Source organism: Pseudoalteromonas sp. APC 3224, from assembly GCF_030407535.1.
Classification (GTDB): domain Bacteria; phylum Pseudomonadota; class Gammaproteobacteria; order Enterobacterales; family Alteromonadaceae; genus Pseudoalteromonas.
Map to the genome: position 1 here is coordinate 1 of NZ_JASDDF010000016.1, position 14,729 is coordinate 14,729.

Below are 14,729 nucleotides of genomic sequence, written 5' to 3' on the forward strand. Positions count from 1 at the left end.
GTTAAATATACACTTTTATATGGATCCAAATGCAGGTCGAGTACATGCAAAAATTAAGGTAAATATATGTTTTTTAACCAATCTTTAAAAAATCAAATTGCTGATTTACAAAGTAAGCTTTCTGTAGGAGAGCAGGTTAAGCAAAGTTTAGATAGTGAGATGTTGGTATTGGAGCTTGATAAGCAAGGTGCAATATTAAGACAAAATAAAAACTTTGAACGGGAATTTAATTACTCAAATAGCCAAATACTCAATAAAAAGATTTTAGATTTTATTCCAGAAAACGCTAGAAATAACGCTGATTTTCATGCCTTTAAAAAAGCGTTAAGTAAAGCCGAACATTTTGCTGGCGCTATTCAAGTATCCCACCAAAACGGACAACGAGATTGGTTACGCTGTATTTTACACCCGATAAAAAATGAGCAAGGTCAGCTTGAGTATTTAACCCTGCATTGCACTGTGCTTACACAAATAATTGAAAGCTCGAGAGAAAACGAAGATTTAATCAAAGCATTGCATCGTTCAACAGCGGTTATTGAGTTCGATACTCAGGGTATGGTTCTGCGTGTTAATGACAACTTCTTAAAAAGTATGAGTTATTCAAAGCAAGAAGTTTTAGGTAAGCACCATGGTATGTTCTGTGATGAGCAAGAAGCGAGTAGTAAAGAGTATCAAGTCTTCTGGCAGCGCCTGCGAAATGGCGAGTTCATTGCCGGCAGATTTAAACGTATTGATAAGCATGGTAATGAAGTATGGTTAGAAGCGTCGTATAATCCGATTTTTAATGAAGCAAATGAGCTTTATAAAGTAGTTAAATTTGCTACTGTGATCACAGACCAAGTAGAAAAAGAACTGGCCACAGAACAAGCGGCGAATATTGCGCATGGCACTTCAATTGAAACTGATAATAACGCGGATAAGGGCGCAGAAGTGGTACAAAAAACCGCACAGGTTATGAACGAGCTGTCGGTGCAAATGGAGCAAACAGCTCAAGAAATTTCAGCGTTAGATAAACAATCGCAACTGATAGCGAGCATAGTGCAAAGCATTAGCAGTATTGCTGACCAAACCAACTTACTAGCACTTAATGCAGCTATTGAGGCTGCAAGAGCTGGTGAGCAGGGTCGCGGTTTCGCTGTAGTCGCTGATGAAGTCCGTTTGCTTGCCTCAAGAACCAGTAAAGCTACCGAAGAAATTGTGGATGTTGTACAGCAAAATCAAAACTTAACTCAAGCCACTGTTGCTGTTATAGAGCAAGGTAGAAATAAAGCGCAACAAGGACTCGAACTCTCCAAAGAATCTGGTGTTGTAATGAGTGACATTAAAAAAGGCGCACAACAAGTTGTTGATGCCGTTAGCCAATTTTCTAATCAATTAAGTAGTAAAAAATAACTTAAATTTGCTGCTCTTCATTTTTAACACAGAAGAGAAATTTTGATGATCTTGATCAAAGTTTCTCTTTTGACCACTCATTATACTTGCGCGCTTTATTTCCCTTAACTATTCATGCAACCGACTTGAACTCGGTTCGATGTATGGAGCGCACATGTCAGCAGTTACTTCTTCAACCCCGTTTATTCCTGAACTACTTTGCCCAGCAGGTAGCTTAAAAAACATGCGTTATGCCTTTGCCTATGGGGCAGACGCTGTTTATGCCGGCCAACCTCGTTACAGTTTAAGGGTTCGCAATAATGAATTTGATTTAGATACTTTACAAATAGGTATTAACGAAGCTCATGCGCTAAATAAAAAGTTTTATGTAGTGTCTAATATTGCCCCACACAATGCGAAAGTAAAATCGTATTTACGTGATATAGAGCCAGTAATTACTATGAAGCCGGATGCATTGATCATGTCCGATCCTGGCTTAATTATGTTAGTGCGTGAAAAATGGCCTGATATGCCCATTCACCTTTCAGTACAAGCTAATGCAGTAAACTATGCCAGTGTATTGTTTTGGGCAAAACAGGGTATTGAGCGGGTAATTTTATCTCGCGAGTTATCGCTTGAAGAAATAAGTGAAATTCGCTCTTTATGCCCAGAAACAGAGCTAGAAGTATTTGTTCATGGTGCTCTGTGTATGGCCTATTCAGGGCGCTGTTTACTCTCAGGCTATATTAATAAACGCGATCCTAACCAAGGCACATGCACTAATGCGTGTCGTTGGGAATACGATGTTAAACCTGGCACTGAGAACGAAACCGGTGAAATGGTACATAAAATCGATCCTAAAACGGTTATACCTACGTTAGGTGAAGGCGCGCCAAGTAACGATGTATTTATGCTTGAAGAGCAAGGCCGCCCAGGCGAATACATGCCCGCATTTGAAGACGAGCATGGTACTTATATCATGAACTCAAAAGACTTACGCGCCGTGCAATACGTAGAGCAGCTAACAAAAATGGGGGTGCATAGCTTAAAAATAGAAGGGCGTACTAAGTCATTTTATTATGTTGCGCGTACTGCTCAGGTTTACCGTAAAGCGATTGACGATGCCGTCGCAGGTAAACCATTCGATGCTGATTTATTCAAAACTCTTGAGAACCTAGCGCACCGTGGTTACACCGAAGGATTTTTAAAGCGCCACGCCCACCAAGATTATCAAAATTACGAATACGGCCATTCAGTTTCTACCAAGCAGCAATTTGTAGGTGAGGTACTAGGGCGTAATGCTAATGGTTTGGTTGAAATAGATGTAAAAAATAAATTTTGTGTTGGTCATTCATTAGAGCTAATGACGCCAAAAGGCAATATTAGCTTTACCCTTGAGTGCATGGAAAACAAAAAAGGCGAAAGTATTACTGATGCTAAAGGCTCTGGCCATATCGTAAAAATTCCACTGCCTGACACTATCGACTTAGAGCACGCCATACTGATGCGAAATTTGGATGAAAACCAAGATACCCGCAATCCTTTCAAACAAGCTGTTTCATAATAGAGAGTTTAATCATGGCTTTACTCATAAACAGCAAGTGCATTAACTGTGATATGTGTGATCCAGAGTGCCCAAATGAAGCAATTTATATGGGCGCTAAAATTTACCAAATAGACCCTGAAAAATGCACCGAATGTGTGGGTCATTACGACAAGCCAACGTGCGTCAGTGTATGCCCCATTGACTGCATAAAGCCCGACCCTAATCATCGGGAAAGTATAGACGAACTGGCTGAAAAGTATGTGAGATTAATGGGTTAGTTGCTTTAAAAAGATTATCTATCTGTTTTTATTAGAAAGCCAAGTGTATTGCGACTAATTAGTTGTTGCTAATTGTTACCATAGTTTCCAGTATGTCAATAATTAAAGAAAGATTTGGAGTGCACTTGAGCGGAACTAAAAATATAAAGAACTTTTTTGGTATCCTAAATTATTTTCAGCTAATCATCGGAGCCTAAATAATTTAATAGCAAAAGAGTAAAAGTCTCAAATTTACAATGTTATAAAGTATTATAAGTTTATTGAATGTAAGAGATTGCTTTATGAATACGTTATACATTACTGGGGCTGGTGTGAGTGCTGCTAGTGGTATTCCTACTTTTCGTGGTGAAGATGGTTTTTGGACCATTGGTAGTAAAAATTATACGCCTATAGAAATGGCCACTCGCGCAATGTATGAAAATAACCCGAGTGAGTTTTTAGCTTGGTATTATCATCGCTTTGCAACTTACCGTAATCATGGCCCTAATGAAGTGCATCATTGGCTTAGTGATAAAAACTTAATTACCCAAAATATTGATGGGCTAGATGGTAAGGCGGGTAATAAAAATTACATTGCGATTCATGGTCGGCTTGATCAAATGACGCTGTTTCATCATCAGAGCGATGATGTTACACCTCAAACAACCCCTTGGGATAACGTAGATGAAAGCAGTTTACATGCTTCACTACTGGAGTTGTTTAAAATTGAAAATCAGCAGCCTATGCTTAATCAATCATTAAAACCTTACGTGTTGTTATTTGATGAATACTACACTGAGCTTTATCGTATTAGTGAAGCACAATCGCGGATGCTTGCGGCTGATAAAATGGTATTTATGGGAACTTCTTTTAGTGTAAACATTACCCAAATGGCACTTGATATTGGACGTAATTATGCTATTCCAATTGAAATTGTTGACCCTGAACCTACTCATGTACTGCACTCAAATGTAAGTTATAAAAAAATGACTGCATTGGAGTACATACAGCAACAAGGTTAATTAGGTAACTAGGTTATGTATTGCTGCTGGCATACATCGCCTATTATGCGTTATTAATAATCAGTACAGCTTACATTATGTTATTGTTGGTATTTAATTCACGCTGGTACTCGTTATTTTAGGTACTTAAATACATTATAAGAAGTCGGTAGCAATGTTAAGTATTTCTCTTGGGCCTTTAGTTATTTCCATTTCTCAGTTAATTATTTTTTTAGGGTTAGGCATTTTTTGGGGGCTTACCTATTTATTGACGCGCCAACATCCATTACAAAAAGCAATTTTAGATACGGTTTTTAAAGCAATTGTGGTGGGCTTTTTAGTCTCGCGTTTAGCGTTTGTGTTTACTATGTGGGATGCTTATCAAGGTAATTGGTGGCAGCTTTTTAATATTAGCGACGGTGGCTTTATTGGTTATTATGGCTGGCTAAGCGGTATAGTTGTTTTAGCGTTTTATGCGCGTGGTAAAAAAGCGGTAATGAAAAACTACGCTATTGCTGGGTTTGTAGGTTTTTGTTCAATGATTATTCCTAACTTTGCATTGTCTATTTATCAAACGGGTGTGCAATTACCGCAATCGGTTGTGCATAATATGCAAGGGCAGCAAGTTAATTTACAAAACTTTAAAGGTAAGCCTGTGGTTATTAATTTTTGGGCGTCGTGGTGTCCGCCGTGTCGAAAAGAAATGCCAGTGCTACAAGCTGCTCAAAAAAATAACTCAAATATTACGGTGGCGTTTGTCAATCAAGGTGAAGACTTACACACGGTAAAAGCGTTCCTTAATGAACAGCAACTCGACCTTAATCATGTGTTTTTTGACCAAAGCAGTAGTGTGAGTCGCGAATCCGGTGCTGCAGGCTTACCAACCACCTTGTTTTATAATAGCCAAGGAGAGTTAGTTACCAGTCATATGGGAGAACTTTCTCATGCGAGTTTAGGCTATTATATTCAGGCGATTAGCGCTAAAAAATAACGGCGTATTGCTGTTTAATCGTGTCATTCCTTTTTATGCCCTTTTATAAGCAGCTAAATAGCCATTTTGCGGCTTAACTACCTACTTTTATTAGAGTAGGTTACTTATTGAGACAGCATTCATTTATTCGTAAGTTTACATTAACAAGCTATTAAGTTTGGTTGTGTAGAATACAGCTACTTTTTTCGTACCATCTTTCCTTGGTACGCTCACCTTTAAGTATTAACTGTATTTTAAATGGAACTGTTAAAACTATGACCGCTCATCGGATAACTCAAACCTCTGCTCACTCACTTCCACGTTTTGTTAAATCAACGCTCTGTATCTCTATTTTATCTGTGTTTAATCACGCATATGCGGATGAAGCTGAAGATAAAGCATTAAAAAGTAAAGATATGGAAGTAATAGAGGTGCGTGGTATTCGTTCCAGTATGGCGGCTAATTTAGATATAAAACGTTTGTCTAGCTCTGTGGTTGATGCGATTACAGCTGAAGACATTGGTAAGTTTCCTGATAAGAACGTCGCCGACTCATTACAACGTGTACCCGGAGTGGTTATTGACCGTGACGGAGGCGAGGGCTCATCAGTTAGTATTAGGGGGTTATCATCTGAACTCACCTTTTCTCAGTTAAATGGTAATTTTATTGCGTCATCACCTGGCGAGCCATCTCGTTCGTTTGATTATGCATTACTCCCTTCAGCCATGATTGAAAGCGTGGAAGTGTATAAATCGCCAGAAGCACGTTTAGATGAAGGTGGTGTGGGCGGCACGGTATTAATGCATAGTCGTAAACCGCTAGGTATGGATGCAAACTCAGGGGTGATTAATATTGAAAGCACTTATGCCGATGTGACTGAAGAATATGAGCCGCAAGTAACCGCACTTTATTCTTGGAAAAACGAGGCTGATACTTTTGGTGTGTTGTTTGGTTACACCTCACAAAAACGTACTAACCGCACTCTTTCGGGTGGCACCGATGCAAATGTGTGGCGTTTTGCCGGTGATAACCCGATAGATGCCAATGGCGCACCGATTGAAAATAATAATCAGTGGGGTTCAGTAAGCGATTCTCAAGGCAATAATTATGACAATGTCTGGTTTCCTCAAGTGGTTCGAGGTTCAATTGTAAACGAATTACGTGAGCGAGAAGGGATACAATTTAGCACGCAGTGGCGCCCAACTAGCCGAGTAGAAATTGGTTTTAACTATTTTGGATTTTCACTTGATAAAAATAGAACTGAGTCGGTGATTGATATACCTGAGTGGTCTTTAAATCCTGACTTTTTAACCGATGTAAGTTTGGATGAGTCGGGCACGATAGTTAATGGAATGCAATTTGATGCAGCTGCAAGTGGCATAGAAAATGATATGCAATTGCCGTGGATGCGAGGCAGCTATGTGCGTGAAGAGTCAACCTCTGACACTTTTGATCTCAACTTAACCTACGAAGGTGATTACTTCAAAGCCCGTTTTGTGGCGGGTAATACACGTTCTGAAGGTGGCCCGAAAGAGAGTTGGGAAGCAGCTTATAAAAGTTCTAACGCGGGTGAAAATGAAAACCGCATAGAAAATGCCGCTAAAACAGCGAGTTGGAAAATTAATGAGAACGATATTAGTTTAAATATAGATCCAAATACGTTAGCTAACTTACTCAATGGTGTGGGTGGTGGGCGCGATCCGGGCTCGTCAAATTCAAGTTTTGTGCGTAGTGAACTTGAAGAAGATTACTACCAAGCTGACTTTGATATTTATACCGATTGGGGTATTTTAAGAACAATTAAAACTGGGGTTAAGTATCGAGAAGCTTCGCTTCATCGTGAAACCGGTAATACCTTCTTTTTAGATCCTAATTTTGATATTGCCGCAGCAGAAGCCAGTGAGGGTGGGATCACACGCTTTGATAGTTACCAGTGGAATAACGGTATGCCACTAGCACAAGGTGTGTTTATCAACGAAGGTAATATTGCGGGTGGTTTTAATATAAATCAAATGCCCGGCATTGATTGGGATAAATACCGCGATATTGTGACCAGTAATTATGTGCCGTATACGCGTAAAGAGGATAATTTCATTTATGATATTGAAGAGCAAATAGCGGCATTTTATCTACAAGGTGATTTTGAATTTGATAGCGTGCGCGGTAATTTAGGGGTACGTGTTGTTCGCACGAAAACCATGACATCATCAACCGATCTGTACACATATTTGCTGGATCATACTGACGATGAAAGCGGGGAGGCGGTAACCGGAGACGATAGATTTGTTGAAGATTATCAACTCATTACTCAAGAGAATACCGATACCCAAATTTTACCTAGCTTTAATATTGCATGGGATGCAAGCGAAGATATTGTTGTGCGCGGCGCGATTGCAAAAGTAATGTCTCGCCCTGATTATGCCGACTTAGGTGCGCAACAACGCATTACGTTTGTCTCAGATGAGTGGGCCGACGACAGAGCTGAATTTAATGAAATTCCGGGTTTTAGTGGCAGTGGCGGTAATAAAAACTTAAAACCGTTTGAGTCGGTGCAAGCTGATTTATCTATTGAATATTATTACAGCGAAGGCTCTGCTGTTGGTTTAGCACTGTTTCATAAAACGGTTGATAATTTTGTTGTTCCCTTAGTTATTGATGTACAGCAAGATTTTGCTGGTAAAGAGGGCATAGTTGATTCGGGAAATATTACTGTATCGCCATATAGCACCGTGGGCAATGGCACCGATGCTATATCTAAAGGGGCTGAAGTATTTATACAGCATGCCTTTGATAGTGGTTTTGGTTTTTACGCAAACTACACTTTTAATAAAACCAATAAGGCCGATGTAGAAGTAGATGGTAAAGAGTTTGGTAAATCGCCGTTAATTGGCAGTGCTAACTACCAGTACAATACTTCGATATATTATGAGGGTGATGCCTTTAATATTCGTGCTTCTTATAACAAACGCGGAGAAACCGTGTTGGGTTTAAATAGTGGTTTAAACGTGTATCAAGACCCATACGAGCAAGTTGATGTAAATGCATCAATTACTTTATTAGAAGACTTGAGCCTAACAGCCGCTGTGATTAATTTAACTAAATCTGAGTCGGTAAAGCGCCTAGGTAACGATACAGAGTCTCGGTTATTAAACTCAAGCTATTCGGGAAGACGTTATTATGCGGGCATAAACTACCGTTTTTAAGAGTAGATTAGGGTAAACATGCCCTGTTGTTGCGGTTTTAGCTTTTTCTTGTAAGTTATTACTTTATAATGAGCATTATAAAAATTATTTAATTAATATTAACAGGATTGAAATGAGTGATTTAACGGCAATAGCTAACTTATCTATTTTATTAGTTGAGCCTTCTGAAGTGCAGCAAAAGCTAATAAAAAAATCACTGGCCCAGTGTGGGGTGACACAAATTGAAACGGCCAGCACTCAAGAAAATGCGCTGGCTGCTTTATCAAGCTACTCCCCTGATTTAGTGATCAGTAGTATGTATTTTAGTGACGGTACTGCAGACTCTTTATTACAGGCTATACGCAGTAACAGCAACACTGAGCAGCAGGCGTTTATGCTAGTGTCGAGCGAGCGTAATAAGCGCCATTTAGAGCAACTTAGGCAATCGGGCGTATTAGCTATTTTACCTAAACCGTTTAATGCCGACGAAATTACTCGTGCGCTTAAAGCGACTCTGGATATTATTAGCGAGCAAGAGGTGGAGCTAGAGCACTTTGATGTCACTTTACTTCGCGTATTGGTGGTTGATGACAGTCGTTTTGCGCGAAAACATATAATACGTGTATTAGCGGGAATGGGTATTCCTGAACCTGTAGAGGCAGAAGACGGTAAACAAGCGATTGAAATGCTTAATAATCAATCTTTTGATTTAATTGTTACAGATTACAATATGCCAGAAATGGATGGTAAAGAATTAACTGAAACCGTTCGAAAGTCGAATACGTACTCACATATTCCAGTTCTGATGGTGAGCTCAGAGGCCAACGATACTCATTTGGCTAATATTGCTCAAGCCGGTGTGGATGCCATTTGTGACAAACCATTTGAACCTGCAACTGTACGCGATCTACTTTTTAAAATTATGAGCTAACTCGCAGCTGTAAAAGCACTTTTTAACTAAAGTGCTTTTAAGTCGCTTTGCAGTAACGCGATGAAAAATTGAGCAGCTTGGCGCCGGGCAAGGGCTTACTTAAATAAAATCCCTGAGCAATATCGCAGTTTAGCTCGTTAAGTAAATCTAGCTGTTCTTTGGTTTCTACCCCCTCCGCAACAACCTTTATTTCTAGGCTGTGTGACATAGCTATGGCTGCTTTTACCAAATTACAGTCTGCTTTATTATCTGTTATCCCAGTGATAAAGCTTCGGTCAATTTTTAGCACATCAAAGGGGTACTCTCTTAAGTAACTTAATGATGAATACCCTGTGCCAAAGTCGTCCATTGACAGTTTTATGCCCAGTTCATCAATTTGTAATAAGGCGTCACGAATTGAGGTTTGACTATTCATTAGTACCCCTTCAGTAATTTCCAGCTCTAAGCATGCATTGCTAATACTGTTTTTATGCAGAGTACGCTTAATTATATTTACTAATTCTGGGTCTCTAAATTGCCGCGGTGATAAATTAATCGCCATGGTATAGTTTTGCTTATTAATTGATTGCCATTCATTTAAAAAGCGTAGGGCTTGTTGCAGTACAAATACACCAATAGGCGCAATCAAGCCTGTTTGCTCTGCAATGGGAATAAACTCATCAGGGGTAATTTCCCCTAACACAATATTATGCCAACGTAGCAAAGCTTCAGCGCCAACGATGGTGTTTGTTTTTACATCTATTTGCGGTTGGTAATAAAGCTCAAATTCGTTTCGCTCCAGTGCTCCATGCATTTGCTCTTCTATTTCAAAGCGCCGGCGCATTGCAACATTCATTTGCGGGGTGAAAAAAGAGGAGGTATTGCGGCCCATCGCTTTTGCTTGGTACATAGCGGTGTCGGCATTACGTAACAATACCGAAGAACATGTGCCATCTTTAGGGGAAATAGCAATACCAATACTTAATGTTAATATTAAGTCTCTGCCTGCCAATTTAAAGGGCTTTCTAAATGCTTGAAGCAATCGCTCAGCAATCGCTAAAGCGTCGTTTTCATCGTTTAAACTAGATATTAAAACAATAAATTCATCGCCGCCTAATCGACCAACAGTGTCATTTTGTTTCAGCGTTTGCTGTAATCTATGTGCGGCTTCGATTAATAATTTATCTCCGATTTCGTGACCCAAAGAGTCATTTACCTTTTTAAAATCATCAAGGTCCAAGAAAAATACCGCGGCTTTTTCATGATTTTTTTGTACTTCTATTAATATTTGTGACAAGCGGTCTAAAGATAAAAAGCGATTAGGCAAATCGGTTAAGCTATCAAAGTGAGCCTGATGGCGGATCAATTCTGCTGAGCGGTGTGGTTCGCTAATATCACGGATAATCACCATGATTTGATTTTTTCTGGGCAGTAAGCGCAACCTTGCCTCATAATAAATTACGCCTTCAGGCATGCTTAATTCGTATTCAAATCTAACAATATTGTCTTGTGCTATTGTTTTTTCAATATGAATCTGAAACTTTTTCGCTACCTTTTTGGGCAGTACATCAATCATTTTTTTACCAATAAACTGCTGGGGTGGAATATAAAGATCGTTGTTATTGCCTGCGTGATAGTCTGTAATAGTGCCATTTTGTTCTAGTACAAAAAATAAGTCGGGAATGGCTTCAAAGATAGTCTTCAACATATTGGCATTAAATGTGGCTTCTGCTTGTGCCTTGTGGACTTCTGAAAGGTCAATATCGATACAATACATTTGTTTGGTATTATATTGATTAGTAAACATAACATGGCTTGAAAATACAGCTACATCATTCCCCTCTTTATGTTTAAGGGTTAGTTCTGAGGCGGGAATTTCAATATCATGCTTAATCCAATTACAATGCGCTTCAATAACGGGCTCTCGCATTGGTGCGGGTATAATTAAATCTTCGAGTTTTTTGCCAATGGCTTCTTGGTGTGAATACCCATAAAGCAATTCACTGCCTTTATTCCAATAAATTACACGTCGTTGCTCATCATAACCTTGTACTGATACAGAATCGACTGCATCGAATAGTTGGTGCAACGGATCATTAGTAACATATTGATGGGCAGACATATTATTAGCTTTATGGGGAGCCATTAAATGGGTTCCAGTTATTGAATTACTTTACTTATATAATAGACATAAAGTTGAGATTTAGCATGGTAAGGGAGGTTTCAATGCGTGACTTTTCATCGATTTAGTTGACAGCGATTCTAAAAAAGCAAAATTAAGCACTTTTAGAGAAAAGGCCAATAAGTATTGGCCTTTTGGATTAACTTGTTAGTTGGTGGGCATTAAATAGATTTCGCGTACGCTATTACGCTGATTAGCTTCAATAGCAAATAATACCGCATCGGCCACATCTTGTGGGTCGAGCTTATCGGGTTTTGCTTCATCAAAAAAAGGCGTATTTACCATGCCTGGGGCAATAGTGGTACAGCGACCATGCCATGGTTTCATTTCCTCTGCGAGGTTTTGACCAAAGCCATGAGCAAACCATTTAGTGGCACCATATATAGAGCCATCAATGGGTCTTCTTCCTGCTGCAGAGCTTGTTAAAATAAAATGCCCCTGGTTTTCACGTAAATGAGGCAAAGTGAGTTTTGCGGTCCACAACAACGCTTTAATGTTAAGGTCAACCATGGCTGACCACTGTTCAGGGTCGCCGTTTTCTGTGCCAGCTGATGAAACACCCATGCCTGCGTTAGCAAATGCCGCGTCTAATCGGCCAAATTTTTCAACGCCTTTACTCACCACATTTTCAAGTTCATTAAATTCAGTGGCATCGGCTGAAACGCTAAATGCGTTTTCATGGCCTAACTCGTCAACTAGTTTATTAAGTTTATCTTCACTGCGCGCAGTTAATATCACTTTGTGGCCATTATTAACTAATGTTTTAGCGGTCGCCTCGCCAATGCCGCTTGATGCGCCGGTAATTAAAATGACTTTATGTGTTGTCATGGTTTGTCTCCTTTTATGGAATTCTGCCAAGCTTGATTGTAAAGATTCATTTAAATAAGTGTTTTTAGGATTGGATATCGCTTAAACGCACTGTCAGGATCTAGCAAATAGAGTTATATGTATTTGAATAATTGAGTATAGGTGCAAGTATAAGGTTAAAAACTTAACCTCAATTGAATTTAAAGAGATTAGCGTTAAGAGCTTGAACGTATTATCAAGCCCTTAAAGTAGCAAAGCAATTAAGCTTCTAGTTGAAATGGGTATACTGATCCTAAACTAAGCAACTGGGTTAACTCATCAAGCGCTTGATAACTTTCGGTTAGTAAAGCTGGATCGGCAAAGTCGTTAGCGCCGAGTTTATCGCGGTAATGGCGAGTAGCCCAGTCACATAATTGGGTATATTTTTCGTCATTTAAAATAACATCAGGGTTTACTGCTGCTAATTCATGGCTATTAAGCGCCACGCGTAAACGTAAACAAGCGGGCCCACCACCATTTTGCATACTTTGGCGCAAATCAAAAAACTGCACTTGATTTATGGGATTATCGGCAACAATTAGCTCTTCAATATACGCTTTTACAGCAGGGTTGCGCTGGCATTCTTGTGGGGCAACGAGCAGCATTGCATCGTCATTCATGCTAACCAGTTGGCTATTAAATAAATAACTACTAACAGCATCTTGAATACTCACTTTACTGGTTGGCACTTCAATAATATGCAGCTGTTTGTTACCTACGTAGGCTTCGCGGATATCGTCTAGTGCTTGCGTTTGATTTAAAAACGCCTGCTGGTGGCAAAGTAAAACATTGGCGTTACCTACAGCAATTACATCATTATGGAACACCCCTTGGTCAATCACATCAGGGTTTTGTTGCAATAATATTTGACTGGTATCTTTTATATTATGCAATCGACAAATAGCCTCAGACGCCTCCAATGTTTGCCTTGCTGGGAATTTAGCTGGCTTAACAAGTTGACTGTTAAAGGCACTTGCACCAAATACAAATAACTCTAAACCTGTTTCACCGTGACTGTCGCATAAACGAGTATGGTTTGCTGCACCTTCATCACCAAAAAAACCTTGCTCAGGTAAGTGTGTATGATGTGCAAAGTATTGTTCGTTACTAAACATTGCTTTAAGCAAACGTGTCGTCGTATTTGGCTCTAATGAACGATGAAATTTATTATTAAGATTTGCCGCAGTAAAGTGTACTTTGCCATCGTTGGTATCAGGGGAGGGAGATACTGTAGCAGCATTAGCTGTCCACATGGCAGAGGCTGAGTAACAGGCGCGTAACAAAATAGGGTCGGCTTTAAAAGCTTTATTAATGACTTGTGCCTCGTTGCCAGTAAATCCTAAACGGCGTAATACATTTAAATCAGGGCGAGCATGAGGAGCAAACACCCCTTGGGTTAAGCCTTTATCGTGCATGGCTTTCATTTTAGCCAGGCCCTGCAATACAGCTTCTTGCGGATTTGAAAAACTCGCCGCGTTATTTAACGAAGCAACATTACCATACGACAAACCTGCGTAGTTGTGAGTAGGGCCGACTAAGCCGTCAAAATTAACTTCTAAAGCATGCATATACGTTCCACTAGCCAATTAAATAGTCTTTTACAATACAACGCTATGGGGTAGCTTGCAAAGTCTGTTTAAAAATAGTTCAACGAGAGTACATTCGTTCTTTTTCACTGGTGGTATGCGTATTTGTAGGCTCATTTACTTGCCACACTGTGATATCTAAGCGCCATAAAAAATAAAGAGTGTTGTATAAATTAGACATAAGTTTTTCCTTGGTGTTGCTAACGTCATTAAGGGAGTAGGAAGAAGTATGCCAACTGTTAATTGAATATTTTATGAATAATAATCAATAAGTTAATTTTTTATAACTAAACTATAAAAAAGCTTAAGCACCACATTGGATAAATTTACGCTAGGTTTGCACTAACTTGGGACTGTCTTTAGCATCGACACTTTCATCTTCAGTCTGGGTGCTTAAGTCGCTAACGATTAAATCGAGTAACTGCATTAATTGCTGTGCTTGGTTAGTGTCGATACTGTCAAATTTACAGAAAATTGTTTTTGGAATATCAGCAGCTTTAAGTTTTAAAGATTGGCCGGTGTGAGTCAATTGCACCAAACGCTTACGCTTATCGTGTTCGTCCTTTATAACGTTAAGCAATGACTTGCTGGTCATCTTTTTTAATATTTGAGTAAGCGCGCCACCATCAATTGCGGTTTTATCTATTAACTCAGCGATGGTTACTTCATCTTGTTCCCACAGCGCCATCATAACAACATACTGAGGATAGGTAAGGTTAAGCTCTGCTAGAGGCTCCCGATAGGCACGGGCTATGCTGTTAGACGCCATATATAAACGATGGCATAACTGATTTTTTAATTTTAACTGTTCAAACGACATCGCATTACCCTTCATTTCAAGATAGCTTATTTTAATTTGCATGCAAAGTAATTGCAAT

The 14,729-nt window shown here is 39.4% G+C and carries 11 protein-coding genes; 7 read left to right on the plus strand and 4 right to left on the minus strand.

What is annotated here, in order from left to right; translation table 11 throughout:
• The first annotated feature begins 66 nt into the window (after window positions 1-66).
• The 7 genes from QL989_RS09205 to QL989_RS09235 all read left to right on the plus strand — a co-directional run bounded on the left by QL989_RS09205 (window position 67) and on the right by QL989_RS09235 (window position 9,258).
• On the plus strand, window positions 67-1,392 hold the full coding sequence (locus QL989_RS09205) for a methyl-accepting chemotaxis protein (RefSeq protein WP_290169946.1): 1,326 nt from the start codon (window positions 67-69) through the stop codon (window positions 1,390-1,392).
• A 154-nt stretch (window positions 1,393-1,546) separates the two neighbouring features.
• Window positions 1,547-2,935, plus strand: a complete 1,389-nt coding sequence (gene yegQ, locus QL989_RS09210) for a tRNA 5-hydroxyuridine modification protein YegQ (protein ID WP_290169948.1) — start codon at window positions 1,547-1,549, stop codon at window positions 2,933-2,935.
• Window positions 2,936-2,949: 14 nt separating this feature from the next.
• Window positions 2,950-3,195, plus strand: coding sequence for a YfhL family 4Fe-4S dicluster ferredoxin (locus QL989_RS09215; RefSeq protein WP_178956955.1), 246 nt, complete (start codon window positions 2,950-2,952; stop codon window positions 3,193-3,195).
• A 281-nt stretch (window positions 3,196-3,476) separates the two neighbouring features.
• Window positions 3,477-4,196, plus strand: a complete 720-nt coding sequence (locus QL989_RS09220; protein ID WP_290169953.1) for a Sir2 family NAD-dependent protein deacetylase — start codon at window positions 3,477-3,479, stop codon at window positions 4,194-4,196.
• Between the two features lie 154 nt (window positions 4,197-4,350).
• Window positions 4,351-5,166, plus strand: coding sequence for a TlpA disulfide reductase family protein (locus QL989_RS09225; RefSeq protein WP_290169956.1), 816 nt, complete (start codon window positions 4,351-4,353; stop codon window positions 5,164-5,166).
• 254 nt (window positions 5,167-5,420) lie between these two features.
• Window positions 5,421-8,348: a TonB-dependent receptor gene (locus tag QL989_RS09230; RefSeq protein WP_290169959.1), complete on the plus strand. Its 2,928-nt coding sequence runs from the start codon at window positions 5,421-5,423 to the stop codon at window positions 8,346-8,348.
• Between the two features lie 112 nt (window positions 8,349-8,460).
• Window positions 8,461-9,258 carry a response regulator gene (locus QL989_RS09235; protein WP_198522832.1) on the plus strand — a complete coding sequence of 266 codons (798 nt, stop codon included), beginning with the start codon at window positions 8,461-8,463 and terminating at the stop codon, window positions 9,256-9,258.
• A 37-nt stretch (window positions 9,259-9,295) separates the two neighbouring features.
• On the opposite strand, the gene QL989_RS09240 is transcribed toward QL989_RS09235, so the two are convergent.
• From QL989_RS09240 to QL989_RS09255, 4 genes are all read right to left on the minus strand, one after another.
• Window positions 9,296-11,383: a bifunctional diguanylate cyclase/phosphodiesterase gene (locus QL989_RS09240; RefSeq protein ID WP_290169963.1), complete on the minus strand. Its 2,088-nt coding sequence runs from the start codon at window positions 11,381-11,383 to the stop codon at window positions 9,296-9,298.
• A 183-nt stretch (window positions 11,384-11,566) separates the two neighbouring features.
• On the minus strand, window positions 11,567-12,247 hold the full coding sequence (locus QL989_RS09245; protein WP_198522830.1) for an SDR family oxidoreductase: 681 nt from the start codon (window positions 12,245-12,247) through the stop codon (window positions 11,567-11,569).
• A gap of 239 nt (window positions 12,248-12,486) precedes the next feature.
• Window positions 12,487-13,833 (minus strand): N-succinylarginine dihydrolase, encoded by a 1,347-nt coding sequence (gene astB / locus QL989_RS09250; RefSeq protein ID WP_290169969.1) that lies wholly within the window; start codon window positions 13,831-13,833, stop codon window positions 12,487-12,489.
• Window positions 13,834-14,182: 349 nt separating this feature from the next.
• Window positions 14,183-14,671 carry a MarR family transcriptional regulator gene (locus QL989_RS09255; protein ID WP_008468659.1) on the minus strand — a complete coding sequence of 163 codons (489 nt, stop codon included), beginning with the start codon at window positions 14,669-14,671 and terminating at the stop codon, window positions 14,183-14,185.
• Window positions 14,672-14,729 lie beyond the last annotated feature (58 nt).